The organism is Nonomuraea sp. CA-218870, assembly GCF_050936535.1.
Classification (GTDB): Bacteria; Actinomycetota; Actinomycetes; order Streptosporangiales; family Streptosporangiaceae; genus Nonomuraea; species Nonomuraea corallina.
The window spans coordinates 1,023,919-1,050,578 of sequence record NZ_JBNJMN010000002.1; the positions used below are offsets into that span (position 1 = coordinate 1,023,919).

Annotated in this window: 27 protein-coding genes; 10 read left to right on the plus strand and 17 right to left on the minus strand. The window is 72.5% G+C overall.

The annotated features are described in order from the left end of the window. Positions 1–3 precede the first annotated feature (3 nt). The 4 genes from ACQEUU_RS33450 to ACQEUU_RS33465 are packed head-to-tail and all read left to right on the plus strand — an operon-like array spanning position 4 to position 3,516. On the plus strand, positions 4–1,020 hold the full coding sequence (locus ACQEUU_RS33450) for an ABC transporter permease (protein ID WP_433073482.1): 1,017 nt from the start codon (positions 4–6) through the stop codon (positions 1,018–1,020). Then, the gene (locus tag ACQEUU_RS33455) at positions 1,017–1,874 is read left to right on the plus strand and encodes an ABC transporter permease (RefSeq protein WP_433073485.1); all 858 of its coding nucleotides are present in this window, start codon (positions 1,017–1,019) and stop codon (positions 1,872–1,874) included. Before ACQEUU_RS33450 ends, ACQEUU_RS33455 begins: the two co-directional genes overlap by 4 nt. Continuing rightward, entirely contained in the window at positions 1,871–2,608 is a 738-nt protein-coding gene (locus ACQEUU_RS33460; protein ID WP_433073488.1) for an ATP-binding cassette domain-containing protein, read from the plus strand. The genes ACQEUU_RS33455 and ACQEUU_RS33460 overlap by 4 nt, the downstream gene beginning before the upstream one ends. Beyond that, a complete protein-coding gene (locus ACQEUU_RS33465) occupies positions 2,605–3,516 on the plus strand; it encodes an ABC transporter ATP-binding protein (protein WP_433073491.1) in 912 nt (303 codons plus the stop codon). The genes ACQEUU_RS33460 and ACQEUU_RS33465 overlap by 4 nt, the downstream gene beginning before the upstream one ends. On the opposite strand, the gene ACQEUU_RS33470 is transcribed toward ACQEUU_RS33465, so the two are convergent. Together ACQEUU_RS33470 and ACQEUU_RS33475 are read right to left on the minus strand one after the other, a co-directional pair. Beyond that, positions 3,491–3,850 carry a DUF742 domain-containing protein gene (locus ACQEUU_RS33470; protein WP_270157582.1) on the minus strand — a complete coding sequence of 120 codons (360 nt, stop codon included), beginning with the start codon at positions 3,848–3,850 and terminating at the stop codon, positions 3,491–3,493. The genes ACQEUU_RS33465 and ACQEUU_RS33470 overlap by 26 nt on opposite strands. Then, complete coding sequence (locus ACQEUU_RS33475) at positions 3,843–5,741, minus strand: sensor histidine kinase (RefSeq protein WP_433073495.1); 1,899 nt, start codon at positions 5,739–5,741, stop codon at positions 3,843–3,845. The genes ACQEUU_RS33470 and ACQEUU_RS33475 overlap by 8 nt, the downstream gene beginning before the upstream one ends. A 161-nt stretch (positions 5,742–5,902) precedes the next feature. Here ACQEUU_RS33475 and ACQEUU_RS33480 point away from each other — a divergent pair, with 161 nt between their 5' ends. Beyond that, complete coding sequence (locus ACQEUU_RS33480) at positions 5,903–7,465, plus strand: ABC transporter substrate-binding protein (RefSeq protein WP_433073498.1); 1,563 nt, start codon at positions 5,903–5,905, stop codon at positions 7,463–7,465. Here ACQEUU_RS33480 and ACQEUU_RS33485 read toward each other — a convergent pair. Beyond that, positions 7,441–7,605, minus strand: a complete 165-nt coding sequence (locus ACQEUU_RS33485; RefSeq protein WP_270157594.1) for a hypothetical protein — start codon at positions 7,603–7,605, stop codon at positions 7,441–7,443. The genes ACQEUU_RS33480 and ACQEUU_RS33485 overlap by 25 nt on opposite strands. 20 nt (positions 7,606–7,625) lie before the next feature. Here ACQEUU_RS33485 and ACQEUU_RS33490 point away from each other — a divergent pair, with 20 nt between their 5' ends. Continuing rightward, a complete protein-coding gene (locus tag ACQEUU_RS33490; RefSeq protein WP_433074480.1) occupies positions 7,626–8,285 on the plus strand; it encodes a hypothetical protein in 660 nt (219 codons plus the stop codon). Here the strand turns inward: ACQEUU_RS33490 and ACQEUU_RS33495 are convergent. After that, a complete protein-coding gene (locus tag ACQEUU_RS33495; RefSeq protein WP_433073501.1) occupies positions 8,251–9,600 on the minus strand; it encodes an NAD(P)/FAD-dependent oxidoreductase in 1,350 nt (449 codons plus the stop codon). The genes ACQEUU_RS33490 and ACQEUU_RS33495 overlap by 35 nt on opposite strands. A 128-nt stretch (positions 9,601–9,728) precedes the next feature. On the opposite strand from ACQEUU_RS33495, the gene ACQEUU_RS33500 reads away from it, so the two are divergent. Further along, entirely contained in the window at positions 9,729–10,619 is an 891-nt protein-coding gene (locus ACQEUU_RS33500) for a DNA-3-methyladenine glycosylase family protein (protein ID WP_433073504.1), read from the plus strand. 28 nt (positions 10,620–10,647) lie between these two features. Here the strand turns inward: ACQEUU_RS33500 and ACQEUU_RS33505 are convergent, their stop codons facing one another. The 13 genes from ACQEUU_RS33505 to ACQEUU_RS33565 all read right to left on the minus strand — a co-directional run bounded on the left by ACQEUU_RS33505 (position 10,648) and on the right by ACQEUU_RS33565 (position 23,711). Continuing rightward, complete coding sequence (locus ACQEUU_RS33505; protein WP_433073511.1) at positions 10,648–11,010, minus strand: hypothetical protein; 363 nt, start codon at positions 11,008–11,010, stop codon at positions 10,648–10,650. Continuing rightward, positions 11,007–11,351 carry a DUF3040 domain-containing protein gene (locus ACQEUU_RS33510; RefSeq protein WP_433073514.1) on the minus strand — a complete coding sequence of 115 codons (345 nt, stop codon included), beginning with the start codon at positions 11,349–11,351 and terminating at the stop codon, positions 11,007–11,009. The genes ACQEUU_RS33505 and ACQEUU_RS33510 overlap by 4 nt, the downstream gene beginning before the upstream one ends. A 238-nt stretch (positions 11,352–11,589) precedes the next feature. Continuing rightward, positions 11,590–12,147 (minus strand): GNAT family N-acetyltransferase, encoded by a 558-nt coding sequence (locus ACQEUU_RS33515; RefSeq protein WP_433073517.1) that lies wholly within the window; start codon positions 12,145–12,147, stop codon positions 11,590–11,592. Positions 12,148–12,228: 81 nt separating this feature from the next. Continuing rightward, positions 12,229–12,978, minus strand: coding sequence for an SDR family NAD(P)-dependent oxidoreductase (locus ACQEUU_RS33520; protein WP_433073520.1), 750 nt, complete (start codon positions 12,976–12,978; stop codon positions 12,229–12,231). Positions 12,979–13,033: 55 nt separating this feature from the next. Further along, complete coding sequence (locus ACQEUU_RS33525) at positions 13,034–14,587, minus strand: acyl--CoA ligase family protein (protein ID WP_433073523.1); 1,554 nt, start codon at positions 14,585–14,587, stop codon at positions 13,034–13,036. A 9-nt stretch (positions 14,588–14,596) separates the two neighbouring features. Beyond that, positions 14,597–15,256: an HAD family hydrolase gene (locus ACQEUU_RS33530; RefSeq protein ID WP_433073526.1), complete on the minus strand. Its 660-nt coding sequence runs from the start codon at positions 15,254–15,256 to the stop codon at positions 14,597–14,599. Beyond that, complete coding sequence (locus ACQEUU_RS33535; RefSeq protein ID WP_433073529.1) at positions 15,253–16,188, minus strand: phosphotriesterase family protein; 936 nt, start codon at positions 16,186–16,188, stop codon at positions 15,253–15,255. The genes ACQEUU_RS33530 and ACQEUU_RS33535 overlap by 4 nt, the downstream gene beginning before the upstream one ends. 2 nt (positions 16,189–16,190) lie before the next feature. After that, positions 16,191–17,738, minus strand: coding sequence for an FGGY-family carbohydrate kinase (locus tag ACQEUU_RS33540; protein WP_433073532.1), 1,548 nt, complete (start codon positions 17,736–17,738; stop codon positions 16,191–16,193). Continuing rightward, positions 17,738–18,787 (minus strand): ABC transporter permease, encoded by a 1,050-nt coding sequence (locus ACQEUU_RS33545; protein ID WP_433073535.1) that lies wholly within the window; start codon positions 18,785–18,787, stop codon positions 17,738–17,740. The genes ACQEUU_RS33540 and ACQEUU_RS33545 overlap by 1 nt, the downstream gene beginning before the upstream one ends. A 22-nt stretch (positions 18,788–18,809) precedes the next feature. Beyond that, positions 18,810–20,402 (minus strand): sugar ABC transporter ATP-binding protein, encoded by a 1,593-nt coding sequence (locus tag ACQEUU_RS33550; RefSeq protein WP_433073538.1) that lies wholly within the window; start codon positions 20,400–20,402, stop codon positions 18,810–18,812. A gap of 47 nt (positions 20,403–20,449) precedes the next feature. Then, complete coding sequence (locus ACQEUU_RS33555; RefSeq protein WP_433073541.1) at positions 20,450–21,460, minus strand: sugar ABC transporter substrate-binding protein; 1,011 nt, start codon at positions 21,458–21,460, stop codon at positions 20,450–20,452. 149 nt (positions 21,461–21,609) lie between these two features. Further along, positions 21,610–22,695 carry an SDR family oxidoreductase gene (locus tag ACQEUU_RS33560; RefSeq protein WP_433073544.1) on the minus strand — a complete coding sequence of 362 codons (1,086 nt, stop codon included), beginning with the start codon at positions 22,693–22,695 and terminating at the stop codon, positions 21,610–21,612. Continuing rightward, the gene (locus ACQEUU_RS33565; RefSeq protein ID WP_433073547.1) at positions 22,692–23,711 is read right to left on the minus strand and encodes a zinc-dependent alcohol dehydrogenase; all 1,020 of its coding nucleotides are present in this window, start codon (positions 23,709–23,711) and stop codon (positions 22,692–22,694) included. Before ACQEUU_RS33565 ends, ACQEUU_RS33560 begins: the two co-directional genes overlap by 4 nt. A 226-nt stretch (positions 23,712–23,937) precedes the next feature. Here ACQEUU_RS33565 and ACQEUU_RS33570 point away from each other — a divergent pair, with 226 nt between their 5' ends. Genes ACQEUU_RS33570 through ACQEUU_RS33580 form a run of 3 tightly spaced genes read left to right on the plus strand, consistent with a single transcriptional unit; the run spans position 23,938 to position 26,616 of the window. Then, the gene (locus ACQEUU_RS33570) at positions 23,938–24,804 is read left to right on the plus strand and encodes a transketolase (RefSeq protein WP_433073550.1); all 867 of its coding nucleotides are present in this window, start codon (positions 23,938–23,940) and stop codon (positions 24,802–24,804) included. Beyond that, entirely contained in the window at positions 24,795–25,841 is a 1,047-nt protein-coding gene (locus ACQEUU_RS33575) for a transketolase family protein (protein WP_433073553.1), read from the plus strand. The genes ACQEUU_RS33570 and ACQEUU_RS33575 overlap by 10 nt, the downstream gene beginning before the upstream one ends. After that, the gene (locus ACQEUU_RS33580) at positions 25,831–26,616 is read left to right on the plus strand and encodes an SDR family NAD(P)-dependent oxidoreductase (protein WP_433073556.1); all 786 of its coding nucleotides are present in this window, start codon (positions 25,831–25,833) and stop codon (positions 26,614–26,616) included. Before ACQEUU_RS33575 ends, ACQEUU_RS33580 begins: the two co-directional genes overlap by 11 nt. Positions 26,617–26,660 lie beyond the last annotated feature (44 nt).

The window sequence follows — 26,660 nt, forward strand, 5'->3', positions numbered from 1 at the left end:
GCGATGCCGCGTTACCTGATCCGCCGGCTGGGCCAGGCGCTCCTGGTCATGGCCGGCGTGGTCGCGCTCACCTTCGTGATCACCAGGATGGTGCCCGGCGACCCGGCGGTCGCCTACGCCGGGCCCAAGGCCACGCCCGAGCAGCTCGCGGAGGTGCGCGAGCGGTTCGGGCTGGACGACCCGCTGTGGGTGCAGCTCGCCGTCTACGTCAGGGACCTGGCGACCGGTGACTGGCAGACCAGCCTGCACACCCGGCGGCCGGTGCTGGAGGACCTGTACCACGCGTTCCCGGCCAGCCTGGAGCTGGTCGGGGCCGGGCTGGTGATCGCCATCGCGGTGGGCGTCCCGGTCGGCGTGCTGGCCGCGCGGTTCCGGGGCCGCTTCCCGGACTTCTCCGTCCGGCTGACCAGCATGCTCGCGGTGTCGCTGCCGGTGTTCTGGCTGGCGCTGGCGCTGCAGACGGTCTTCGGCAGCAACCTGGGCTGGTTCCCGGTCGCCGGGGAGTACGACAGCTCGCTCGACACCACCAGCCCGCTGACCCTCTGGACCAACATCACCATCGTGGACGCCCTCATCACCGGCAACTGGCCGATCTTCACCAGCACGCTGGCGCACCTGGTGCTGCCGGCCCTGGTCGTGGCCGCGTACCCGGCGGGCGTGATCGCGCAGCTGGTGCGCGCCACGCTCATCGAGGAGGCGTCGCAGGACCACGCCCGGCTGGAGCGGGCGCTCGGCTTCAGGGAGACGACGATCCTCACCCGGTTCGCGCTGCGGCCGGCGCTCAACCCGGTGCTGTCGCTGATCGCGCTGGTGTTCGCGTACGCGATCGTGAACGGGTTCCTGGTCGAGGCCGTCTTCAACTGGCCCGGCCTGGGCCGCTACGCCGTCAGCGCCATCTCCCACTCCGACACGCCGGCCGTCGCGGGCGTCACCCTGCTGGTGGCGCTGGTGTACGTGCTCGCCAACCTGATGGTCGACCTGCTGCAGGGCGTCATCGACCCGAGGACGAGGGCCCGGTGAGCGCGCCGCCGGGGACGGCGCCGCTGCGCCGCACGCTGCCGCGGATCACCGACCGGTTCGCCCTCGCCGGGGCGGTGCTGATCGCCCTCATCGTCCTGGCCGCCGTGCTGGCGCCCTGGCTGACCCCGTACGCGCCGGACGAGGTGGACCCGGTCAACGCCCTGAGCCCGCCGGACGGCGAGCACTGGTTCGGCACCGACGCGGCCGGCCGCGACGTGTTCTCCCGGGTGCTGCACGGCGGCCGGACGTCACTGTTGATCGCGGTGGCCGTGCTGGCGGCCTCGGCCACGGCCGGCGTCCTGCTCGGCATGGTGGCCGGGTACGCGGGCGGCTGGGTCAGAGACGTGATCATGCGGATCACGGACGTGTTCCTGGCCTTCCCCGCGCTGCTGCTCTCGGTGGCCCTGGCGGTCGTGCTGGAGCCGAGCGTCACCACCGTGATCGTGGCCATCGCGGTCACCTGGTGGCCCTGGTACGCCCGGCTGTCGGCGTCGACGGCCGCCTCCATCGCCACCCGGCCGTACGTGGACGCCGCGCGCTGCCTCGGCGTGCCGGCCATCATGATCATCCTGCGGCACGTGCTGCCGAACTCCCTGACGCCCGTCCTGGTCCAGGTCTCGCTCGACGCCGGTGGGGTCATCCTGACCGCCGCCGCGCTGTCGTACCTGGGGCTGGGCGCGCAGGACCCGACGGCGGAGTGGGGGCTGATGGTGGAGCAGGGGCAGACGCTGTTCACCACGAACTGGTGGGTCGTCACCTTCCCGGGGCTGGCGATCCTGCTGACCGCGTTCGCGTTCAACGTGCTGGGCGAGGGGCTGCGCAACGCGCTGGACCCGCGGAGGATCGTGAAGTGATCGAGGTACGCGACCTTCAGGTGAGGTACGGCGATCGGGTCGTGGCGCGGGTGCCGGAGCTGGACGTGGCGCCCGGCGAGTGCGTGGCGATCGTGGGGGAGAGCGGCTCGGGCAAGTCGACCACCCTCATGGCGCTGCTCGGGCTCACCGAGGGCGCCGAGGTCAGCGGGCTGGTCCGGGTGGCCGGGGTGGACGTGCTGACCGCCTCGCCGGCCCGGCTGCGCGCGATCAGGGGGGCGCGGGTGGCGCTGGTCATGCAGTCGCCGCAGGCCGCGCTCAGCCCCACCACCCGGCTCGGCACGCTGATGCGCCGGGCGCTGAAGCTGCACGGCGTCGGCGACGCGGAGCGGGTCATGGCGGAGGCGGTCGAGGCGGTGCTGCTCGACCCGGCCGTCCTGCGCCGCTACCCGCACGAGGTGTCCGGCGGGCAGGCGCAGCGGTTCGCGATCGCGCTGGCCATCGCGCTCGGCGCGGAGGCCATCCTGGCCGACGAGCCGACCAGCGCGCTGGACGTGACCGTGCAGGCCGAGGTGGTGGCCGTGCTGCGCGAGCTGTGCGCGGCGCGCGGGCTGGCGCTGCTGCTGGTCTCGCACGACCTGGCCCTGGTCTCCACGATCGCCCACCGGGTGCTGGTCATGCGCGACGGCGAGGTCGTGGAGAGCGGCCCGGCCGCCCGCGTGCTGGCCGAGCCTTCCCACCCCTACACCCGCGAGTTGCTGGAGGCGCTGCCGTGAGCCTGCCGGGCGCCCTGCTGAGGGCTGAGCGGGTGACGCTCGGGTACGGGCGCACGCCCGTGGTCCACGACGTCACCCTGGACATCGTCGAGGGCGGCGTGGGCCTGATCGGCGAGAGCGGGTCGGGCAAGACGACGCTGGCGCGGGCCTTCCTCGGCCTCCTCACCCCCATGTCAGGAAATATCTGGTACGGGAACGAGAACCTGAAAAAAGTGGACATGAGGCGCTTCCACGGCGACGTGCAGCCCGTCTTCCAGGCCGAGGCCCTCGACCCCCGGATGCGCGCCGGCGCCTCCGTCGCCGAGGCGCTGCCCCGCCACGCCCGCCACCGCGTCCCCGAGCTGTTCGAACAGGTCGGCCTCGACCCCGCGCTGGCGAGCCGCAGGCCGCACCAGCTCTCGGGCGGCCAGCGCCAGCGCGTGGTGATCGCCCGTGCCCTGGCGGTGAACCCCCGGCTGCTCATCCTCGACGAGCCCACCAGCGCCCTCGACGTGACGGTCCAGGCCAAGATCCTCGACCTGCTCGCCGGGCTGCCGGCCGGCCGCCTGCTCATCACGCACAACCTGGCCGTCGTCGGCAGGCTCTGCCGCACCTCGCACGTGCTGTTCGCGGGCCGCGTGGTCGAGTCGGGGCCCACGGCCGACCTGCTTTCCCGGCCCGCTCACCCGTACACGCTGGCGCTGCGCGACGCCGTGCCCAGGCTCGGGGGAGAGCCGCCCGCGGCGCGCGGGCGCGCGGAGGCGCGGCCGGCGGGGACGGGCTGCCCGTTCCGGCTGCGCTGCCCGATGGCGGTGGCGGAGTGTGAGAGCATGCCCGCGCTGCGTGACCTGGACGGACGGCCCGGAGGACGCCGGGTCGCCTGTCATCGGGCCGAAGAGGTGCTCAGAGAGCCTTCAGACCGTCGATGACCTCCAGGAGCACCGTGGCGTCGGGCGCCGGAGGCGGCGACTCGACCTGGACGAGCTTCTGCTGGTGCAGGTCGCCGACGAGCACCCGCACCACGCCGATGGGCAGGTTGAGCTCCGCCGCGACGTCCACCAGCCGCGTCGGCCTGGTGCACTTCTGCAGGATGATCAGGTGTTCGGGGCCAAGCCCGACCGGCGGCGTCAGGCCGCCGGAGGTGATGATGACCGCGATGAGGTCGATGGCCTCGCTCGCGGGCACGGTGCGGCCCCGGGTCAGCAGGTAGGCCGGGACGATCGGACCGGCGTCCTCGTCCAGCCAGCGCTCGTCCCTACTCACCCTGCACCACCCGGATCGGGCGGACCGGGGCCCCGGTGGGCTCCTCCGGCTCGTCCGGAGCGGCTGTCACGTGTTCTGCCGGGATCAGCACGATGGCGGTGGTCCCTCCATATGGTGAATCGCGCAACATCACGCGAATGTCATGCCTGGCGGCCAGGCGGGAAACGACGAAGAGACCGAGCCGCTCGCTGTCGGCCAGGTCGAACTCGGGCGGGCTGGCCAGCCGCGCGTTGTATTCCGCCAGCTGCTCGTCACTCATCCCGAGGCCCCGGTCCTCCACGTGGAAGGCGAAGCCGCGGGCGGCCACCTCGCCGCGCACGATCACCGAGGTGTGCGGGGGAGAGTAGACGGTGGCGTTCTCGATGAGCTCGGCCACCAGGTGGATCACGTCGCCGACCACCGGGCCGGCCAGGCGCTGGGCCGGCATCGGCTCGACCGTGACGCGCTGGTAGTCCTCCACCTCGGCGGCGGCGCCGCGGGCCACGTCGAGCATCGGCACCGGCCTGCTCCAGCCGCGGCCGGGGGTGGCGCCGGACAGGATGATCAGGCCCTCGGCGTGGCGGCGCATCCGGGTGGCCAGATGGTCCAGCCGGAACAGGTCGTCCAGGTCGTCGGGGTCGGTGGCGCGGTGCTGCATGCCCTCCAGCTGGATGCGCTGGCGGTGCAGCAGCGCCTGGCTGCGCCTGGCGAGGTTGCGGAACACGTGGCCGACGCCGTCGCGCAGCTGCGCCTGGCCGACCGCCGCCTCCACGGCCGTCTGCTGGACGGTGGAGAAGGCCTGGCCGACGTCGTCGATCTCGACGGTCGTGCTCTTGACCGACAGTCCGGGCACCTCGACCTCCTCTCCCTTCCGCAGCTTGGCGACGACCTCGGGCAGCCGTTCCTGGGCCACCTCCAGCGCCGCCTCACGGAGATTGGCCAGCTCCCTGGACAGGCGGTTGCCCATCCGCAGGGTGAACGCGATCGACACCAGGACCAGCACGAGGCAGGTCCCGGCCAGCACGTACGCCCGGATCAGCACGGCGTCGGCCACCGGCTTCGAGCGTTCCTGCAGGATCATGCTCGCGCGCATCTGGGCGTCCTGAAAAGACTTCGCCAGCGACTCGGTGGTCTTCAGCCACCCGTCCGGCGAGCCGCCCGCGATGATCTGGTCCTCCATCAGCCGCATGCGCTGGTAGTCGGAGGAGGTGATGATCGACACCTGGACGTCGCGCAGGCCGGGGTCGAGCTGGCCGAGCGCGTGGTCGATGAGGAAGCGCCGGTTGCCGGCCAGCCGGGTGAACAGCCTGCGCTCGGCCGTCGTGGTGGGGGCCAGGCCGAGCGCCTGTTCGCGGGTGAGGAGCTCCTTGGAGTAGCCGAGGTCGATGACGACCCTGGACTGCTCGTAGATCGGCAGGTCGCCGCTGAAGCCGACGCGCCGGTGCAGGTCGAAGAGGGAGTCGATGATCGTGCTGTACGACTCCACCGTGCGCATACGGTCGGACAGACCCGTGTCGATCTCTCCTCTGACCGCGTCGAGCCTGTCGAGCTGCGTATACACCGCGTCCACCTGTTTGCGGATCGTCTCCGATGTGTCCCGGGACCTGCCCGAGAGCTTCCTGAACTCCTCCTTCGCCCTGTCGCCGCGGGCACGCTGCCCGGCGAGCGCCGGCCTGCCGGCCGACGCGTCCCCGCGCAGGAACTGAACGGAGGCGAGGCGCTCGCGCTGCAGCTCGTTGCCGAGCTTGTACGCCGGTTGTCGCAGGTTCGTCCAGAGCGTCTGATACTGCTTCAACTCCAGACTTTCGCTCGCCGTCACGGCGGTGATGACTCCCCACAGCACCACCATTGAGGCGAGCGGAACCAGCAGTAGGCCGATGATCTTCATGCGGATCGTTCGGCTACGACCCATGGCACCTCACTCCGGTCGGTCCCCTGCTGGCAACCCCGGACGGGACAAGGCACGAGGATAGCAATTCGATCTCCGGATTGCCCAATTTTTCGGTGGTTTCGGACATCCGCCATGATCGTCTAGTAGGTTCTCACGGAAGATCGGTCATAGAGGGAGATGCGTTGCGCCGTTGTCTCGCAGCGGTCGCCGCGCTGGTGCTGTTCGCCACGGCGTGCTCGGCGCCGGCGGTGGTCCGGCAGCCGCGGCTCGGGGAGTCGGCGTTCGTCTATGTCGAGAACACGGACGTGATCACGGACTGGGACCCCGGCACGTCGTACTCCAACGAGGTCGTCGCCCTGCAGAACGTCTACGAGACGCTCACGCTGTGGAACCCGATCACCAAGAAGAGCGCCCCCCGCCTGGCCACCGCGTGGCGCAGCACCGCGGACGGGCGCTCCTGGACCTTCAACCTGCGCCGGGACGTCACCTTCCACACCGGCCGGGTGATGGACGCCGTCGCCGTCAAGCAGTCGATCGAGCGCACCGTGGCGTCCAAGGCCGGCGCCTACTACATCTGGGACGCGATCTCGTCCATCAGGATCGACGACCCGTACACGATCACGTTCGCGCTGCGCTACCCGGTGCCGCTCGACGTCGTGGCCTCCTCCGCCTACGCGGCCTACATCTACGACACGCGGGCGGCCCCGGACCTGAAGAAGTGGTTCGCCGAGGGCAGGGACGCCGGGACCGGGCCGTACACGGTGGGCTCCTGGAAACGGGGGGCCAGGGACGAGCTGACGCTCAAGGCGTACGACGGATACTGGGGAGGCTGGGACCGGCCGCACTACCGCACGGTCAAGTTCCGCGTGCTGCCCGACCCGCGCCAGGCCTGGCGGGAGCTGCTGCGCGGCGAGGTCAGCTTCCTCTACCGGCTGGAACCGAAGCTGTACGCGCGGGCCGAGCACAGGCCGGGCCTGCGCACCTCCGAACGGCCCTCGTTCCAGACGGCCATGCTGCTGTTCAACACCTCCGCCGGGCCGATGAAGGACCCGCGCGTGCGGCGCGCGGTGCAGCGGGCCGTCGACTACCGGGGCGTGATCCGGGCGCTGGGCGGCGGCGTCATGCCGCACAGCGGCGTGGTACCGGAAGGGCTGCTCGGGCACGTGCCCGGCCGCGAGCCCCGGCAGGACCTGGCGAAGGCGGCCGAGCTGCTGCGCGAGGCCGGGTACGGGCCGCAGGGCAGGCCGCTGCGGCTGACCCTCACCTACGCCGAGGGCGACAGCGATCAGCAGGTCCTGGTCGACCGGCTGCGCCGGGACCTGGAGTCACTCAACGTCACCCTCCGGGCCCGCGCCATGCCCTGGCCCGACCAGTGGGACCTGGGCAAGAGGCGCGGCCAGGACATCTTCGTCATGTACTGGTGGCCGGACTACGCCGACGGCTACTCCTGGTTCGGCAACGTCTTCCACAGCGCCGAGCCGCCCGTGTTCAACCTCGCCTACCTGGACGACCCGACCACCGACTCGCTGCTCGACTCGCTGCCCGAGCTGACCGTGACGGACCGGGCCACGGCGCAGCAGTCGTTCGTCCGGGCCACCCGCAGGGTGCTGGACCAGCAGGCGGCGGCGGCCATGCCGTGGGTGGTCAACTACCGGCGGGCCTACCTGGGCAGCGTCCAGGGGTACGTGGACAACCCGGCCTATCCGGACGTGGTGTTCGTCTACGACCTGCGGCCCTCGGGCTGACCCTCGACCCGCTCGCGCAGCCGCGACCTGATCTCCTCGGGGGTGTAGGCGCGGCGGCGGCGCTCCGCCCGCGCGATCGCCACTCCCGTGGCCGCGACGCCCGCGACCCCCGCCAGGCCGAGTATCTTCCACCAGCGCATGTCCCTAGGCTAGCCCTGTGCTGACTCTCGACGAAGCCGTGGAGCTCACCAGAACGGGCGACCTGTGGATCTTCCGGGGCCGCACCGTCCCCGACCGGGCCATCCAGACCATGACCAACAGTCCCGTCAACCACGTCGGCATGGCGCTCGTCATCGAGGACCTGCCGCCCATGATGTGGCACGCCGAGCTGGGCAAGTCGCTGCCCGACCTGTGGTCCGGCACCCACCAGCGGGGCGTGCAGCTGCACGACCTGCGCGACGCGGTGACCGTCTGGGCCGACCGCTACGGCCAGCGGGCGTGGCTGCGCCAGCTGGAGCCACAGGCGACCCCGGAGATGGAGGACGCCGCGCTGCGCGCGGTGGCCCGGCTCGACGGCACGCCGTTCCCGTCCACCGCCAGGCTGGCGGCCCGGTGGATGGGCGGCCGGCTGCCACGCCTGCCCCGGCCGGCCCGGGGATCGCGCCCGCGTACGGCGATGGGGGAGCGGGCGCTGGAGAACGCCTACTGCGCCGAGGTGGTGGCCGTCACCTACCAGGAGATGGGGCTGCTGCCCCCGGGCCGGCGGCCCAACTGGTACGACCCGGGCAGGTTCTGGAGCGGCGACGACCTCGACCTGGCCGGCGACCACCGGCTCGGCAAGGAGATCACGGTCGGGATCCCACTGACTCGGTCACGCTGATCCGGCGCGACCGCGGCGTGATCGGCATGTGCTCCAGCTCCTCCAGCGTGCCCGGGGAGTCCTTGAGGAAGTCCAGCCTGATCAGGTCGTCCGGGGCCATCATGTTGAGCAGCCAGTCGCCGCTCACCCGCAGCCGCGACCGGCTCGACGGCGTCGTCAGCAGGTGGTAGCCGCGGGTGACGAGCTGCGCCGCCATCCCGGTCAGGCCGATCCCGAAGGGCCTGGCCACCGCGTCCGAGCCGCCCAGGTCCACCACCAGGCCGGCGTCGTGGTGGCGGTACTCGTGCGGCCGGCCGCCGCGCAGGGCCGCCAGCACGTTGCGCGCCGCGGTCCTGGCCTGCCGGTGGGCGTGCTGGGCGGTCGGCGGGCAGGGCGTGCCGGGCTCGGCCGTCAGGTCGGGCACCGCCGCGGCGTCGCCCAGCCCGAACACGCCCTCGCACCCCGGCACCTGGAGGTCCGCGCCCACCACCAGCCGGCCCTTGACCGTCTCCGTGCCGAGGCTGGACACCACCGGCCGCGGGGTCACCCCGGCCGTCCAGATGACGGTGTGCGCGGACAGCCGGGTGCCGTCGGTCAGCATCGCCGTGTCCTCGGTGATCCGTTCCAGGGTGGTGCCCAGGCGCACCTCGACGCCGCGCCGCTCCAGCAGGTCCCGCGCCGCCGCGCCCAGCTCGGGACCGAGCTCCGGCATCACCGCGGGGGCGATGTCGATGAGGGTCCAGCGCAGCAGGCCGGGGTCGAGCTGCGGGAAGCGGGCCATCGCCCGGCGGGTGACGAGCTGCAGCGTCGCGGCCGTCTCCACCCCCGAGTAGCCGGCGCCCACCACCACGAACCCGCACCGCGCGGCCTGCTCCTCCGGGTCGCAGGTGGAGGCGGCCAGCTCCAGCTGGGCGATCGAGTGGTCGCGCAGGTAGACCGCCTCGGCCAGCGTCTTCATGCCGCGGGCGTGCTCCTTCAGCCCCGGGATGTCGAACGTCCTGGTCATGCTGCCGGGTGCGAGCACCAGCACGTCGAAGGGCACCCGCACCGGCTCGCCGCTGATCTTGAGCACGTTCACCGCCCGGGCGTCCAGGTCCACCTCCATCGCCACGCCCGGCAGCAGCTTGCTGCGTTTCAGCCCCGCGTGCAGCGGCGTCGCGATGGAGCGGGGCTGCAGCACCCCGGCCGCCACCTGTGGCAGCAGCGGGAGATACAGGGTGTAGTCCTTGGGCGTGATCAGCACGATCTCCGCCTCGCCGGGTCTGAGCCGGCGCTCCAGCTGTCTTGCGCAGGCGTATCCACCGAAGCCGGTGCCCACGATCGCTATGCGTTTCACCCGTAGCCCCTTCCGAGGAGCCCGCGGGGCAAACACCAGGGCGGGAAAATATCCCGCTTTGCCGGAAATTTCCGGAGTGCTGGTAGGGGTGTCTCCAGCGCTTCCGCGGCGCTCCTACGATACGGCGCATGGCCACGTTCGGATTCACGATCACCGCCGCCGGCCCGTTCGACTTCGGCGCCTCGCTGCGCTTCGTCGAGGACTGGCCGGCCACCAGCGCGCTGCCCTCCGACGGCCGGGCGCTGCGGTTCGGGTTCTGCCCGGAGACCGACTGGCTGCCGATCGGCGTGTCCGTGACCGCCGCGCCCGGCGGGGTCGCCGTGGCCACCACCCGGCCCGCGGGGCCGGGCATCCGGGGCGAGGTGGCGCGCATCCTCTCCCTCGACGTGGACGGCTCCGGCTTCGCCGCGCTCGCCGAGGCCGACCCCGTGCTCGGCGACCTCCAGCGCGCCGCGCCCGGCCTGCGGCCGGTCTGCTTCTGGACCCCGTGGGAGTCGGCGTGCTGGGCGGTGATCGTGCAGCGCTCGTCGATGCTCATCGCCTCGCGCCTCAAGCAGCGCATCGCCGAACGGTACGGCGCCGCGATCGACGTCGACGGCCGGGAGCACGCGGTCTTCCCGCCGCCCATGACGCTCGTGGAGGCCGGCGGCCTCGGCCTGCCCGCGCAGAAGGAGGAGTGGATCCGCGGCCTGGCCCGCGCCGCGCTCGACGGCGTACTGACCGCCGAGCACCTGCGCTCGCTCCCCCCGGAGCAGGCCCTGGCCGAGCTGCGCTCCCTGCCCGGCGTCGGCCCGTTCTCGGCGGGGCTGATCCTGATCCGCGGCGCGGGCGCCCCGGACGCCTTCCCCGGCGACGAGCCGCGGCTGTTCGCGATCCTGCGCGAGATGTACGGCCTGCCGGAGGACGCGCCCGCCGCCGCGTACCGGAAGCTGGCCGACCACTGGCGGCCCTACCGCTCCTGGGCCTCCTTCCTGTTCCGCGCGTCCGCGTACCGGCCGGATCACGGAGAACCTCGATAGCCCGGCCCCCGGCCGATCTCGGGCGCGGTCAGCCGAAGGTGGGCGGGCCTCCTCCCGCGCGGGTGCGCCGTACGCTCACCCGGACCAGATACACGGCCGCGGCCACCGCCACGGCGGCGGGCAGGAGCGCGAGCCACGGCAGGCCGGCGAGCACGGCGAGCACCGCCAGCACGATCCCGGCGAGCAGCGCGAGCGCCGCGCCGAGCAGGCGGTAGCTGACAGCGTTCGAGGGCGGGGGCGCCTCGTCCCAGTCGCCCCTGCCGCCGCCGGCGACGCCGGGCACGCCGGTGTCGCTCACCTGGCCCGAGCGGCCGTCCCGCGCCGAGGGCGGCGGCTCACGCAGCACGGGTGCGAAGAACTCGTCATCGGGGTGGTCGTCCTTGCGGTTCATGACGTCCCCCTATCCCGCGAACGCGCCGGCTCACCTGTGAGCCCGGCGGCAGGGGGGAGCGGCTGACCGTGGACGGTCTGGGTCGTGCGGGCCGGGGGCGGCTGGCAGCGGCCGTCGGAGGTGCCCCGGCAGGCGTCCTCAGGGGTGGCCACGGTCATGACGACGCCGATCAGGAACACCACGTAGGCCACGATGGCGATCGTCCACCAGACGGCCGCCGGCACCTCGCGCCGCCGCTCGGGCAGCGACCCGGACAGGAGGGCGTCGAGGTCGGGATCGTCGAAGGCCAGTCGCTCCTCGATCTCGTCGAGAGCCTGGCGTTCCTCACGGGAAAGGCCCATGGCGCTCACGCGGCCCGCAGCCGCCCCCTCGGATCGGAACGGGCCGGTGGGCCGGGCCGGGAGGGCGTCGCGACCCTCCCCGGCGTCCCGCCGGGGCCCGCGCGCGGCCAGGGCGTCGTCTTCGGCATAGCGCCTCCAGGGTGCCGCCGTTCACGTCTCCCTTGCAGTATGCAACCTTCTCCCGGCGCGCAGAAGCGCGGGGCGGCGCCGCGCACCGGCCCGGCCCCGGCCGCCTTGATCAGGGCCGGCGGGCCGCCCGCCATTCGGGCGCGAGCACCGACCAGATCTCCATGTCCTGCCGCCGGCCGCGGTAGGCGTAGTACTCGCGCAGCACGCCCTCCTTCGTCATCCCGAGTCGCCGGGCGACGGCGATGCTGGGCTCGTTCTCCGTCGAGACCACCCATTCGACGCGGTGGATGCCGCGCTCCTCGACGGCCCAGTCGATGATCACCCGCACGGCCCTGGTCACCAGGCCCCGGCCGGCCGCCGACGGCTCCAGCCAGCAGCCGGCCTCGGCGGAGCCCTTCGCGACGTCCATCGTCCGGAACAGGACGCCGCCCACCAGCTCGCCGCCGGCCCAGATGCCGTAGAGCCGCCCGGTGTCAGCCGCGGCCTTCTCGGCGTAGCCGCGCAGGAGCGAGCGGCTGGACTCCAGGTCGGTGACGGAGTCGGGAAGCCCGACGTACTGCCCGATGTAGTCCCGGCCCCGGTCGATGTGCTTGAGGAACTCCTCGGCGTGCCAGGCCTCCAGCGGCCGCAGTTCCGCGCCGTCGTCACCCAGAGAAACCGCGAACATGCCGCCCCCGTACTCAAATCAGCCTTTAAGAGTAAATAACGGGGAAAATCTTCTCATGGGGCACGTAGTGGCGTGATCCACTCAGGCCCGGTGCAACTGCCCGCCGGGCCGGGTGACCACCAGCTCCGACACGACGGCCTGGGGGGAGAGCCGCGTCAGGCTCATCGCCAGCTCGGCGATGTCCGAGGTGCGGATCATGCCGGCGGGGTCGATCCGGTCGTGCACCCACGCGGACATGTCGGTGTCGACGTAACCGGGACAGATCGCGGTGGCCGTGACGCCTTCGGCGGAGAGCTCGGCGTTCAGCGACCGGCACAGCGAGATGAGCGCCGCCTTCGAGGCCCCGTACGCGGCCAGGCCGGGCTCGGGGAAGACGCCGGTGATCGACGACAGCATGATGATCTTCACGCCCCGGTCGGGGCGCGCCGCCGCCGTCGCCCTGAGCGTCGGCACCAGCGCCTGCACCAGCGTGTAGGCGGCGCGCACGTTGACCGCGAACTGCTTGTCGAACCGGTGCAGCGGCGCGGTCTCCACCGGGCCCGCCGTGCCGACGCCGGCCGCGACCACCAGCACGTCGAGCCGCCCGTAGGCGTCCACGTGCGCCCCGGCGAGCCGCCGCACGTCGTCCTCGGCCGCCATGTCGGCGGCCTCGGCGCGCACGGCGGTCCCGTGCGCGGCCAGCCCGCCGGCCGCGGCAGAAAGAGCCTCGCCGCCGCGCGCGCAGATCGTCAGGTCGTGCCCTCCGGCGGCGAGGCGCTCGGCGATGGCGAGGCCGATGCCCCGGGAGGCGCCGGTCACCAGCGCCGCGGGCCTGGTCGTCGTCTTGGTCATGCGCGAACGCCCTCCTTCGGTGCCCGCGGCCCGGCCGTCGGCGGCGCGGAGCGGGTCATGCGTCCCCGCTCGCGCGCAGGACGTTCTTCTGGATCTTCCCGGTCGACGTCTTGGGCAGCTCGCCGAAGACGACCTTCCGCGGGGCCTTGAAGTGCGCCAGCCGCTCGCGTACGTACGTGATGAGGTCGCCCTCGGTCACCGGCGGCGAACCCGGCCGCGGTGCGACGAAGGCGACCGGCACCTGGCCCCACTTGTCGTGGGGGACGCCGACGACGGCCGACTCCAGCACCGACGGGTGGCCGTCGAGCACCCGCTCCACCTCGACGGAGGCGATGTTCTCGCCGCCGGAGATGATGATGTCCTTGGACCGGTCGCGGATCTCCAGGTAGCCGTCGGGGTGGCGCACGGCCAGGTCGCCGGTGCGCAGCCAGCCGTCCAGGTCCACCTCGGCGGTGGCCTCCTCGTCGCGGTAGTAGCCGAGCATGACGTCGTTGCCGCGGACCACGATCTCGCCGATCGTCTCGCCGTCGGCGGGCACGTCCGCGCCCGAACCGTCCACGACCCGGATCCGCTCGGCGATCGTGTTGCCGACGCCCTGGCGGGCCTTGAGCTCGGCCCGCCGCGCCGGGGGCAGGTCGTCCCACTGCGGCTGCCACTGGTTGACGGCCACCGGCCCGAAGGTCTCGGTGAGCCCGTAGAGGTGGGTGACCTCCATGTTCAGCTCGGCCATGCGGGCCAGCAGCGTCGGGGTCGGCGGCGCGCCGCCGGTCTGCACCCGCACGGTCCGTCCCAGGGGGACGTCCACCCGCGCCTCCGGCGCGCTGGCGATCATGGTGAGGACGGTCGGCGCGGCGCTGAAGTGCGTGACGTCCTCCTCGCGCAGCAGCCGCCAGATCTCGGCGGGGTCGACGGCGCGCAGGCAGACGTGGGTGCCGCCGGCGGCGGTGACGGCCCAGGTGAAGCACCAGCCGTCGCAGTGGAACATGGGCAGCGTCCACAGGTAGGCGCTGCCGGGGCCGAGCCCGGTGTGCAGCGCCATGGCCAGCGACTGCAGGTAGGCGCCCCGGTGGTGGTACATGACGCCCTTCGGGCGTCCCGTGGTCCCGCTGGTGTAGTTGATCGCCAGCAGCCCGCGCTCGTCCTCGCACGCGATCGGCCGCGGCTCGGCCGCGGCCAGCAGCGCCTCGTACTCGTCCTCGGGGCCGCCGGCCACCACGAGCCGGACCCCGGTCGCCGCGGCGACCTCCCGCGCGCGCCCGGCCAGCTCGGCCGTCGCGACCAGCACCCGCGCGCCGGAGTGCGTCACGATGTGCGCCAGCTCCCCGGCGGACAGGCGGATGTTGAGCGGCACGAGCACCCCGGAGCGCATCGGCACCCCGTTGTGCAGCTCCAGCATCACGTGGCTGTTGACGCAGAGCGCCGCCACCCGGTCGCCGGGCCCGACGCCGAGGCCCGCCAGCGCTCCGGTGAGCCGCCGCGCCCGGTCGAGGAGCTCGCCGTACGTCAGGCGCGTGCTCCCGTCGATGACCGCGAGCCGGTCACGGAAGACGAGCCCGGAGCGCTCCAGGAAGGCGGAGGGGGTGAGCGGGGTGAACGTGAACGGTGCCATGGCGGTCCTTCACCGGGTCCGGGGCAGGAGGCCGGTCAGATCGCCGGGGACGGCGGCGACGGCGAGCGGGGGCCGGGCCGAGGCGAGCTCGTCGGGGTAGTAGCCCCAGCCGGCGCCGACGAAGCCGGTCCCGGCGGCGAGGGCGGCCTCGGCGTCGTGCGGGCCGTCGCCCACGTAGACGCAGTCGCCGGCCGTCCAGCCCGCGCGCTGGAGCCCGAGCAGGATCGGCGCGGGCGACGGCTTGCGCTCGATGGTGTCCTCGGTGGTGACGACCACGTCGAACAGCGGCAGCAGGTCCCGCGTGCCGTGCACGGTGCGCAGGTCGTGCTCGGTGCGGACCCGGCCCTTGTTCGTCACGATGCCGAGGCGCGACCCCTGCTCGCGCAGCGCGTCGAGCATGTCCACGGCGCCCGGGTAGAGGACGACCTTCCGGTGTCCCTCGTCGAGGTAGTGGCGCTCGTACCGGGACTCGCACTCGGCCGCGCGGTCGCCCGCGACCACGGCCATCACCTCGCGCATCCGCCAGCGCATCACCCTGCCCAGGCCGAGCTCCAGCAAGGTCTCCCAGCCCTGAGGGAGGGGGGCGAGCGCGGCCCGGTAGCAGTCCAGGATCGCCGGGCGGGAGTCGACGAGGGTTCCGTCGAGGTCGAACAGCACCGCGCGGGTCATCGGCCGGCCTCCCTGAAGGCGAGGAACCGGGCGGGGTTGGCGACGAGCGTCAGCTCGGCCAGCTCGTCGCCCAGGGCTTTCCTGATGGCGCCGAGGCAGGCGCCGAGCCCGGGGGAGCCGCCGTAGGCGCGCTGGTAGGAGCCGCGGCCGAGGTCGCCGGAGACCATCACCCGGGTGTGGCCGGCGTCGACGAGGCGGCGCACCATCGCGGCCCGGTCGGCGTCGTGGCCGTACTTGTCCTTGGTCCACTGGTCGAGCCCGAGCCAGGCGCCGCGGCGGGCCAGCGAGATCAGGTAGTCGGCTTCGAGGTTGCGGTCGAGGTGGCCGACGCAGACCTGGCCGAGGTCGAGCCCGGCGGCCTCGAAGACGTCGAGCTGCTGGTGGCCCAGGCGGCCCGCCTGGGTGTGGGTGAGGATCGGCGCGCCGGTGGCCCTGGCCGCGAGGGCCGCCGCCGTGAGCACCTTGCGCTCCACGTCCCACAGCTCCTCGGTGGAGCAGGTCCCGGCCTTGATGGCGCCGGCCCTGGTGTTCTCCGGGCCGAAGCCCGTCCGGATGTCGTCGACGAAGCCGGCGGCCAGCTCCTCACTGGTCCGCCTGGACGTGCCGGCCGGGTAGTAGATGCCCTTCTGCAGGCCGGTGCTCTGGACGATGCGGGCGCCGGTGGCCCTGGCGGCGGCCAGCGCGGCGGTGACGTCGCGCCCGTAGTCGACCGTGGTGAGCTCCACGAGCCCGCCGCCGCCGGCCGCGACGAGGTCGGCGACCTCCGCCTCGGCGCCCGCCGGGGTGCCGAACTCCAGGTCGGGGTCCTGGTGAACGGCGTAGGCCGGCGGCGCCGTGAGCAGGTGCTCGTGGATGAGCATCGCGCCCAGGGAGTCCGGGGACACGTCCCCGAGCACCGTGCGGACCAGCCCGGCCGGTTCTGCGGTGTACACGATCAGTCCTTTCCTTGGATGCCTGCGCGGCCGAAGCCGGCGAACAGCTCGCGCGCCGCGGCCTGCGCGTGCAGGAAGCGCTCGAACGCCTCCCGGTGCGGTTCGGCCATGCGGGGGTCGGGCTCGACCCGGCCCACGGTACGGACCATCGCCGACACCGCGGTCTCCAGGTCCTTCCAGATGCCGACGCTGACCGAGGCGAGGATGGCGACGCCGAGCGCGGCCGACTCGCTGGTGGTCACCAGTTCGACCGGCACCTGCAGGGCGTTGCTGAAGGTCTGCCGCCACACCCGGCTGCGCGCGCCGCCGCCGGTCAGCCTGAGCAGGCTCAGGTCGTCGCTCTGCCGCCGGTAGCAGTCCAGGGCGGCGTACACCTGGCCCTCGTAGACGGCGCGCAGGATGTCGCCGCGCGTGGACCCGTGCTCCAGGCCGAGCATGACCCCGCGCACGTTCCCGTCCTTGAAGGGCGCCTGGACGCCGGCGGGGGACAGGTACGGCAGGAAGGTCAGGCCGTGGCCGGCCTCCTGCGACGCCAGCGCCTCGGCCTCGACGGCGGCGAAGTCGGCCCCGTCGCCGTCCGTCAGGTCGCGGCAGAACGTGCGCACGGCCCAGTCGAACGTGCCCGCGCCCGCGGTGTGGGCCAGGCACCGGATCCAGTGCTCGCCGTCGGGCGACGGGTACACCCAGCCGACCCCGCGCAGGTCGTCGTCCAGGTGGCTGTTGACCAGCTGGTTCAGCCAGCTCGTGCCCAGCACCGACACGGCCTGGCCGGGCAGGACGACGCCGGTGCCGAGCATGGCGGAGATGGCGTCGCCGAGGCCGTTGGCGACCGGGGTGCCCTCGGGGATCCCGGTGGCCAGCGACGCCTCCCGGGTGACCGTGCCGATGATCTCCCCGGACGGGCGGACCTCGGGCGCCCTGGACAGGAACGCCTCCGCCCCGGTCAGCTCCATGAGCCGCGGCGAGATCCGGCCCGAGGCGATGTCGCCGGGCATCAGGGACACGTCGGTGGGGTCGGTGACCACGCGCCCGGTCAGGAACGCCTGGACGTAGTCCTTGGCGCAGCCGAAGTAGCGGGTTCGCGCGATCACCTCGGGCTCGTGCCTGGCCAGGTGCCCGAGGAGCAGCATGGTCATGCCGGGCAGCGCGCTGGTGGCCGAGATGTCGAGGTACTCCTCGTACAGCGGGCCCGCCTCGAACGCCGTCAGCGTGTCCAGGGTGCGCGCGTCCGGCCAGGCGATCGCGTTGCGGACCGGCCGGCCCGCCTCGTCGAGCAGCCAGGCGCCGGTCATGTGGCCGGACACGCTCACCGCGGCGATGTCCCCGGCCCGGCCGGGCAGGGCGGCGACGGCCTCGGCGACCGCGTCCATCGTGCTGCGCAGGCTCACCTCGGCGTCTTCCTCGTGCCAGCCCCGCCGCGGGCTCAGCACCTGGATGAACCGGGCGGCCCGGGACAGCTCGTTGCCGGCCTCGTCGAAGACGGCCGCCTTGGTGACGGTGGTCCCCTTGTCGATGCCGACGATCAGCCGGCTGCCTCCGGGAACGCTCATCAGTGGCCCACTCTTCTTCCGGACACCATGCGCCGGGCGCTGGTGCTCATGCCCACGGCCGCGATGAGCAGCAGACCCTGGAAGATGAACTGCGCGGAGGTGGACACGCCGTGGATCGCCATGCCGTTGAAGCCCACGGCCACGGTGACGACGCCGATGACCGTGCCCAGGACGTGGAACTCGCCGTCGCGCAGGCACGCCGAGCCCAGGAAGGCCGCGGCGAACGACGACAGCAGGTAGCCCTGGCCGCCCGCGATCTGGCCGCTGCCCACGTTCGCGGTGATCAGCACCCCGCCGGCGGCGGCGAGGATGCCGCACACCACGAACGCGAAGATGACCACCCGGTGCACCCGGATGCCGCTCAGCTCGGCGGCGGTCCTGTTGCCGCCCACGGCCTGCCACTCCAGGCCGAGGGAGGTGCGGTTGAGCAGCAGCCAGAGCACCCCGGCGATCAGGAAGAGGATGATGATCGGCCACGGGATCGGGCCGAGCTTGCCCAGGTAGACCTGGATCAGGTCCATCCCGCTGGCGTCCAGGCTCTGCGGCACGCCTGAGGTGACGATGTAGGTGGCGCCCATGACGACGCTGCCTATGCCCAGGGTGCCGACCAGGGCGTTGACCCCGAGTTTGGTCACGATCAGCCCGTTGACCAGGCCGATCAGCGCCCCCACGGCGAGGACCAGCCCGATGGCGCCCAGCTTGCCCCCGGCCGATCCCGCGTACAGCCCAGCGGTGAGCACGCCGGCGAGGCTGGCGGTGTAGCCGATGCTCAGGTCGAACTCCCCGACCACCAGGACCACGGTGAGCCCGAGCGCGATCACGACGGAGATCGTCGACTGCAGCAGGATGTTCTGGAAGTTGGTGAACGACAGGAAGCGGCTGCCGTCCAGCAGGGAGAAGACCAGGACGAGCAGGGCGAGGACGAGCAGCGTGCCGTAACGGCCGAGGAACTTGACGGCCACCAGCGTCACCGAGCTCGCGCCCGCCTGATCAGGCGGTGGCGGTGGGGCCGCGGGCGCGTCGGCCGCGATATGACGGGCGGTGTTCATGTGACTCTCCAGGTTCGTCTTTCTATGCCTGCTCGACGGCGGCCGGGCCGGCGGGCAGGAAGCAGAGGCGGGTCAGCTCGTCCTCGTCGAAACCGTCGTCGTTGTCGAACTGCGTGGTGGCGCGGCCTTCGACCATGACCACGATGCGGTCGCAGTACTCCAGCTCGGCCAGTTCGGAGGAGACGTAGACGACGCCGACGCCCTGGTCGGCGAGACCGCGGACCATCTGCTGGAAGTCGTAGCGCGCCCCGACGTCCACGCCCCGGGTGGGTTCGTCCAGCAGGAGCAGGCGCAGCCCGTCGACGGTCGCCCGGCCGAGCACCACCTTCTGCTGGTTGCCGCCGCTGAGCGACATGATCGAGTCGTTCAGGGACCGCGCTTTGAGCCGCAGCGACTCGGCGAGCCGCTGCGCGGATTCCCGGTAGCGGGACCGCCTGCTCAGGATGCCTCCGGGCCCGCCGCCCAGGGTGCGGAAGCGGGAGCTGGAGAAGTTGAAGACGATGTCCCGCTGCGTGAAGATCGCCTGTGCCAGGCGTTCCTCCGGTACGAGGACGACGCCCCTGGCCAGCGCCCTGGCCGGGTCGCGCGGCTGGTAGGGCCGGCCGTCGAGGCGGATCTCCCCGGCCGCGACGCGGCGGAGGCCGACCAGTGCCTCCAGCACCTCGGTCCGGCCGGCGCCGACGAGGCCGGCGATGCCGACGATCTCGCCGGGGTTCACCTCGAACGAGACGTCCGCCACGCGGCTCTGCAGCCGCAGGCCGCTGACCGACAGGAGCGGGCCGTCGGCGCGCGCGCCCGGCCTGTTCCTGGTGGCGGGGGCGGGCGCGGCGCGCCGGGCGCGGCCGCGGTCACCTCCGGCGTCGTGCGCGATGAGGTCGGCGAGCGCGTGCTCGTCGACGCCCCGCATCGGGCCGTCGTGCACCCGCTGGCCGTTGCGCAGCACGGTGATGGCGTCGCAGAGCCGGCTGACCTCGCCCAGCCGGTGGCTGACGAAGATGACGCCCGCCCCGGCCGCGACGCGGCGGCGGATGATGGAGAACAGCCCGTTCACCTCCTTCGGGCCGAGCGAGGCGGTCGGCTCGTCGAGGATGAGCAGGCGCCCGTCGCCCACCAGCGTCTTGGCCAGCGCCACGGTCGCCTGGTGGGCGGGGGACAGCTCGCGCATGACGGCGTCGAACGAGATGTCCAGCCCCCACTCCTCGAACAGCGCCATGTACGCGTGCTCGCGTTCCTTGGCGCCGGTCAGCTCGGGGTGGAGGTAGCGGCCCAGGTGGAGGTTCTGCCGCACGCTGAGCGCCGGGACGATGGCGAGCTCCTGGTGCGCCAGGCGCACGCCGGCGGCCGCCGCCTCCCGGATGTTCCCCGGGCGGAGGGCGGCGCCGTCGAGCTCGAAGCTGCCCTGGTCCGGCCTGGCGAGGCCGGCGAGGATCTTCACCAGGGTGGACTTCCCGGCGCCGTTGGCGCCGAGCAGCCCGTGCACCTCACCGCGTTGGACGGTGAGATCGGCGCCACGCAGGGCCTGGACGAGGCCGTAGTGCTTCACCGCGCCTCGCACCGACAGCAGGGGCGCGGAACCGTCTCCCGCCGCCCGCGCGGCCGCGTGCTCTGTCGCCATCACGTTGACTCGCCTTCCTCGTCATGCCTTGCCTGGTCGCCTGACCGTCAGTTTTGAAGCTCCGGGTTCTCCTGGAGCGTCTGGTCGATGTTGTCCTTGGTCAGCAGGACGCTGGGCGCGGTCACGTTCTTGGTCTGCCACGACCCGCCGGCGTCACGCCATTCCTTGATCATCTCGACGATCTGCTCGCCGGCCTTGTCGACCTGGATCCACAGCACGCCGGTGGCGTAGCCGTCCTTGATGGCCTGGATCGCGGGCTTGGAGATGTCCCAGGTGTAGAGCTCGTACGGGCCGCGGCCGGCCTGCTTCTCGGCGGACACGGCGCCGATGGCGGCCTCGGAGAAGCACGGCCAGATGACGAAGGTCGTCTGCCCGTCGTCCGGGTGCGCCTGCAGCCAGGCGGCGGTGGCCTCCTGCGCCGACTGCTCACCGCCGGGGATCTTCACTTCCTGGCGGGTGACGTTGACGTTGGACAGCCCGGAGAGCTTGGCGTCGAGGTCCTCGGCGCGGGAGCGGCAGGGGGCGCCGGGGGTGTAGCGCAGCTGGAGCAGCTCCACCTTCGGCTTGTCCTTGATCGCCTCGATCACCTTGTCGTTGACGTTGGCGGCGGCCACGAGCTCGACGGCGCCCGCCTCCCCGCCGCCGGCCAGCCCGCCCGCGGTCGAGAAGACCGGGATGTCGGCGGCCTTCGCGGCGGCGAGGCCAGCGGCCAGCTGGTCGGGGGTGTAGGTCTGCACGATGATGGCGTTCACGCCGCTCTGCACGAGGTTCTGCATCGCGGAGATGGCCTTGGCGGGGTCGCCGTCGGAGTTGATCTCCGTGGTCTCCCAGCCGATCTCCTTCATCTTCTTCTGGGCCGCCGTGCGCTCGTTCAGCGCGGTGATCTGCGTGGCGTCCAGGGCGACGATGCCCACCTTGAAGGGGTCACCCTCCGCCGGGGCGCTGCCCGCCTGGCCGGTGGAGGTGTCGGCCCCGCATGCGGCGACCAGGGCCGCCGTGGCGCCCACGGCGGCGAGCGCGCGGATTCTGCTGAACCGACGGGTCGACTTTGCGATCACGTCTTCTCCTGTCTTGTTGCGTCGTGCGAAGAGATGCAGTCGCATCCGATCCCGACGTAGCTCTAAGCGGGACGTCGGCCGCTGGGTAAAGCGATTTGTCCAACTCAGTGGACATATGACATCAGAGTGAGAATGAGATTTCAAGGGTGTTACAAGGGCAAGATATGGCGTTCTCGCAGGTGGGCGAGCCAGTGCCGGATCGAGTCCTCGGTGGACACGCAGTCATGGAAGCCCGCCTGGCGCACTTTGACCGTGCTCAGGAACTTCGGTGGCATGGGATCGTCCCTGCCGTACGCGAAGCAGCGGTCCGCGTAGTGGTGGGACTGGCCGAGCAGCTCCGCCAGTGACAGCGGGCGCAGCCCCCGGGTCCGTACGATCTCCGCCCACACGTGCTCGTGCCGGGGGATGAAGTCCGCCAGCGCCCTGGGCGTGTCGGCCGCGGGCTCCACGCCCAGCTCCGCCGCGATCGCGGGCCACAGGTCGCGCCATTCGAACACGTCACCGTTGGTGAGGTTGAAGGTCTCTCCCCAGGCCGCGGGCGACGTCCGGGCCCACGATAGCGCCGCCGCGACGATCCGGGCGTCGACCGCCTCCCAGACGTACGACCGCCCGCCCGGGAAGCCGAACGGGAGGCCGAGCCGCGCGCAGAGCGCCGCGTAGACCCCGATGACGGGGACCACGTTCATGGCCGAGCCGGTCGCCCCGCCGATCAGCATCTGCGGGCGGAAGACGGTGATCTCGAACCCGTGCCGCCCGGCCGCCTCCCGGAGGTAGTCCTCCTGCAGCCAGTAGAAGTTCGGGTGGGGGTCACGCGGCTCCCGCTCGCGGGACGGGATCCGGCGAGGCGGGTGGACGTGACCGCCGTACGCCTTCGCGCCCTGCATGAGGCTGACATGGCGGAGGGCCGGCCGGGGCGCCCGGACGAGTGCTTCGACGAGGTTCGTGAGCATGGCCAGGTTGGTCTGCATCTGATCTTCTTCGAGCCATCCGGCCACCAGGCCCGGCTTCTCGAACAGCGCCGCGTAGACCACGTGCGTCACGCCCTCCAGGCGCCCGAGGGCGTCCCGGCACGCGGCCGCGTCCGTCAGGTCCACGGCGACGTGCCGGAGCCGGGGGTGCGGCTCCACGTCGGGAGGCCGGCGCGACAGGGCGACCACGTCCAGCCCGTCGGCCAGGAAGCGTTCGGCGGCGGCCTGCCCGATGACGCCGGACGCGCCCGCCACGAGGACCGTCATGATCCGTCACCGGCGGCGATGAGGGTCTTCATCAGGCCGGCGGGCCCGCCGCCGAAGACGCGCCCGGGCGCCTCGCGCACCGGCACCACGTCGCTGACCAGCGCGTCGAGAGGCAGGCCCGCCGTCCCCATGAGGCTCACGGCGCGGGCCATGTGGTCGCCGGTGTAGACGCGGGACCCCACGAGCCGCTGCTCCTTGAACATCACCTGGGACATGGGCACCCGCGCCGGCCGGTCGGTCAGCGCGCCCACGAGGACGGTGCCGCGCGGCCTGGTGACCTCGGGCGCGGCCGCGTAGGAGGCGTCGGCGCCCGACACCTCGAAGCTGACGTCGACCCCGCCGGGCGCGCGGTTCAGGCACCACGCCGTCACGTCGGCGGCGAGCGGGTCGGTCACGGTCATGCCTAGCTCGGCCAGCAACTCCCGCCGGTCCGCGCGCGGCTCCGCGACCAGCACCGCGCCGGCGCCGGAGAGCCGGGCGACCAGGCTCAGGAGCGCGCCGATGGGGCCGCCCCCGAAGATCATGACTTTGTCGCCGGCCGCCACGCCGGCCCTGGCGACCATGTGCACCGCCACGGAGAAGGGCTCGGCGAGCGCCGCGACCCGCGCCGGGACGCCGTCCGGCAGCCGGTGGAGCCGGTCGGCGGGGACCACGACGTGGCTCGCCGCGCCTCCGTCGCGGTCGATGCCGTACAGGCCGAGCGTCTCGCAGATGTGCCGGTGCCCGCGGGCGCAGGTGCGGCACACGCCGCAGCTGATGAGGGGCTCCACCGCCACCGGGTCGCCGGGCCGCAGGCCGGCCCGGTCCAGATCGCCGCCGACGGCGCGGCCGGCCATCTCGTGCCCGATGACCACGCCGGGCCGGACCCGGGCCAGGCCGCCGCGTACCAGGAGGTGGTCGGTCCCGCAGACGCCGACGTGGCCGATCTCCACGAGAACCTCGCCCCGGCCGGGCTGGGGGTCGGGCACGTCGCGGACTTCGACCGCGCCGGGACCGGCGTAGACCAGGGCCTCCATGGCGTTCCTCTCGCTGAGTCGGGGCGATGACGAGAAAGCGTCGCAACCAGAACGGTAGATGTCAATGAGTAGGACACACATTCGTTGGATGAGACTAACTTGTTGTCTGATCTCATGAACTGAGAGCATGTCCCATTGACTGAGTCTTGATCTTCGTTCATAGTGGGAGCGGGTAGCCCTGGATGGCTAAGCCGATGGCCCTGACACCACGTAAGGAACCGACTGCATGCCGGCAAGTGAAGGCGCGCCCCTCACGACCTCATCGGAGCTGGTCGAGCGGATTCGCGAGCGCGCCCAGTTCGTCCGCCTCGAGACCGTCCGCCTGATCTCGATCGCCAAGACGGGGCACTATTCGTCGACGTTCTCGTGCGCCGAGATCCTCGCGACCCTGTACTACGGGGTGCTGCGCCTGCGGCACGGAGACCCCGGGTGGGCCGACCGCGACCGGTTCGTCATGGGCAAGGGCCACGCCGCCGTGGGGCTCTACCCGATCCTGGCCGACCACGGGTTCTTCGACCCCGAGCTGCTCGACGGCTACACCCGCCTCGGCAACCCGCTCGGCGACCACCCCGACATGACCAAGGTCCCGGGCTGCGACTTCAGCTCCGGGTCTCTCGGCCACAACCTGTCCGTCGGCCTCGGGATGGCGCTCGGCGCCCGCATGACCGGGCGGGACTTCGACGTCTACGCCCTGCTCGGCGACGGCGAGCTGCACGAGGGCCAGATCTGGGAGGCCGCCGCCGCGGCCGGCCACTACGGCGTCGGCAACCTGGTCGCCATCGTCGACCGCAACGGTTACTGCCTCGACGGCAAGGTCGACGACATCATCGCGATCGAACCCCTCGCCGACCGGTGGCGGGCCTTCGGCTGGGAGGTCGAGGAGGTCGACGGTCACGACGTGCCGGCGCTGCTCGACACCCTGCTGCGCATCCGCGACCGCGAGATCGCCAAGCCCACCGCCGTCATCGCGCACACCGTCAAGGGCAAGGGCGTCGGCTTCATGGAACGGGACTTCGGCTGGCACCTGGGCTGGCTCGCCGAACAGGACGAGGCCGCCGTCGTCCGCGAACTGAAGGACGAGAAGTGGATCTGAACACCGAGAGCCTGATTCCCCTCGGCGCCGACGGCCGGCCGATGGCCGAGGGCACCTGGCACATCCCCAGCATGCTGCTCAAGTCGCCCGGCCTGCTCGCCCTCGGGGAGCAGCTGGGCGCCCTGGTCGACGAGGGCCGCCCGGTCGTCGTGCTCACGCCGGACCTGTCGTACTCCAACGGCCTGTGGGCGTTCCGGGAGAGCCACCCCGACCGCTACCTGCAGATGGGCGTCAGCGAGCAGAACTCGGTGTCCGTCGCCGCCGGCCTGGCCACCACGGGACTGCAGCCGTACGTCACCGGCTTCGCCTCCTTCCTGGCCCTGCTGTGCTGCGAGCAGATCCGCACCGACCTCGCCTACACCCAGCAGCCGGTCCGCCTCGTCGGCCACCACTCCGGCATCACCTTCGGCTTCTACGGCACCTCCCACCACGCGACCGAGGACATCGCGATCATGCGGTCGATCGCGAACATGACCGTCGTCGCGCCCGCCGACCACGTGGCGATGGGCGCGCTCATGAGGGCGTACGCCGACCACCCGCTCCCCGTCTACTTCCGGATGGGCCGCGGCCGCGAGCCCCTGGTGTACCAGCCGGGCGACGAGCGGATCCAGCCCGGCAAGGCGGTCGTGCACTCCCTGGGAGACGACCTCACCATCATCGCCACCGGCACCTCGGTGCACCCGTCCCTGGTGGCCGCCGAGGAACTGCGCGGCGCGGGCTACAGCGTGGGCGTGATCGACATGCATACGATCAAACCGCTGGACGCGGCCGCCGTCAGGGCCGCCGCCGAGCGGTCGCGCGGGCTGATGACGGTCGAGGAGCACAACGTGTACGGCGGACTCGGCGGCGCGGTCGCCGAGACGCTGACCGACCACGGGATCGGCGTGCCGCTGCTGCGGCACGGCATCCGCGACGAGTACGCCCCCATCGGCCCGCCTACCCATCTCTACCGCCACTACCGCCTGGACGGGCCGGGCGTCGCCGAGGAGGCCCGCGCGTTCCTGACGTCAGGAAGGATCACCTCCGATGTCCGCTGAGTCACGACCAGTCGCGCTCGTCACGGGCGCCGCCCGCGGGCTCGGCGCCGCCATCGCCGCCAGGCTGGCAGGGGACGGCTTCGACGTCGTGCTCGCCGACCTGGACGCCGACGGCGCCGCCGCCACGGCGCAGGCGGTCGCAGACGTGGCCGCGAAGGAAGGCGGCACGGCCGTCGCCGCGCAGGCCGACGTCACCGACGACGACAGCGTCGCCCGGCTGCTGGACGAGGTGGGCACCCGCTTCGGACGGCTGGACGCGCTGATCAACAACGCCGGCGTGATCGCGCGGGCCCCGGCCGAGAACTTCCCCACCGAAGGCTTCATGCGGGAGCTCGACGTCCACCTCGGCGGCGGCATGCGCTGCTCCCGCGCCGCCTTCCCGCTGCTCGCCCGCAGCCCCAGGGCCGCGATCGTCAACCTGGCGTCGGTGGGCTCGACCTTCGGCCTGCCGCTGCGGCTCGCCTACACCACGGCCAAGACCGGCGTCTCGGGGCTCACCCGGGTCCTGGCGGTCGAGTGGGGCGGGCGCGGCATCCGGGTGAACGCGGTCGCGCCCGGCTACATGGACACCGACATGTTCCGCTCCGGGCTGGCCCTGGGCGTCCTCGACGAGGAGACCCTGCTGCGGCGCACCCCGCTGGGCAGGTTCGGCAGGCCGGAGGAGGTGGCCGACGCGGTGGCCTTCCTGGTCTCCCCGCAGGCGGCGTTCGTCACCGGGGTGGTGCTGCCCGTCGACGGCGGCATCACCGTCGACGGAACCTTCCACCGGGACTGACTTTCCCGATCGTTGATCGGACCAGTGTCACGCCACCACCAAGA

What these genes read in the sequence shown, in the direction of transcription:
- ACQEUU_RS33450 (WP_433073482.1), top strand. Translation starts at nt 4, where the DNA reads ATGCCGCGTTACCTGATCCGCCGGCTGGGCCAGGCGCTCCTGGTCATG.
- ACQEUU_RS33475 (WP_433073495.1), bottom strand. Translation starts at nt 5,741, where the DNA reads ATGGGTCGTAGCCGAACGATCCGCATGAAGATCATCGGCCTACTGCTG.
- ACQEUU_RS33485 (WP_270157594.1), bottom strand. Translation starts at nt 7,605, where the DNA reads ATGCGCTGGTGGAAGATACTCGGCCTGGCGGGGGTCGCGGGCGTCGCG.
- ACQEUU_RS33500 (WP_433073504.1), top strand. Translation starts at nt 9,729, where the DNA reads ATGGCCACGTTCGGATTCACGATCACCGCCGCCGGCCCGTTCGACTTC.
- ACQEUU_RS33505 (WP_433073511.1), bottom strand. Translation starts at nt 11,010, where the DNA reads ATGAACCGCAAGGACGACCACCCCGATGACGAGTTCTTCGCACCCGTG.
- ACQEUU_RS33510 (WP_433073514.1), bottom strand. Translation starts at nt 11,351, where the DNA reads ATGGGCCTTTCCCGTGAGGAACGCCAGGCTCTCGACGAGATCGAGGAG.
- ACQEUU_RS33515 (WP_433073517.1), bottom strand. Translation starts at nt 12,147, where the DNA reads ATGTTCGCGGTTTCTCTGGGTGACGACGGCGCGGAACTGCGGCCGCTG.
- ACQEUU_RS33520 (WP_433073520.1), bottom strand. Translation starts at nt 12,978, where the DNA reads ATGACCAAGACGACGACCAGGCCCGCGGCGCTGGTGACCGGCGCCTCC.
- ACQEUU_RS33525 (WP_433073523.1), bottom strand. Translation starts at nt 14,587, where the DNA reads ATGGCACCGTTCACGTTCACCCCGCTCACCCCCTCCGCCTTCCTGGAG.
- ACQEUU_RS33530 (WP_433073526.1), bottom strand. Translation starts at nt 15,256, where the DNA reads ATGACCCGCGCGGTGCTGTTCGACCTCGACGGAACCCTCGTCGACTCC.
- ACQEUU_RS33540 (WP_433073532.1), bottom strand. Translation starts at nt 17,738, where the DNA reads ATGAGCGTTCCCGGAGGCAGCCGGCTGATCGTCGGCATCGACAAGGGG.
- ACQEUU_RS33545 (WP_433073535.1), bottom strand. Translation starts at nt 18,787, where the DNA reads ATGAACACCGCCCGTCATATCGCGGCCGACGCGCCCGCGGCCCCACCG.
- ACQEUU_RS33550 (WP_433073538.1), bottom strand. Translation starts at nt 20,402, where the DNA reads ATGGCGACAGAGCACGCGGCCGCGCGGGCGGCGGGAGACGGTTCCGCG.
- ACQEUU_RS33560 (WP_433073544.1), bottom strand. Translation starts at nt 22,695, where the DNA reads ATGACGGTCCTCGTGGCGGGCGCGTCCGGCGTCATCGGGCAGGCCGCC.
- ACQEUU_RS33565 (WP_433073547.1), bottom strand. Translation starts at nt 23,711, where the DNA reads ATGGAGGCCCTGGTCTACGCCGGTCCCGGCGCGGTCGAAGTCCGCGAC.
- ACQEUU_RS33570 (WP_433073550.1), top strand. Translation starts at nt 23,938, where the DNA reads ATGCCGGCAAGTGAAGGCGCGCCCCTCACGACCTCATCGGAGCTGGTC.
- ACQEUU_RS33580 (WP_433073556.1), top strand. Translation starts at nt 25,831, where the DNA reads ATGTCCGCTGAGTCACGACCAGTCGCGCTCGTCACGGGCGCCGCCCGC.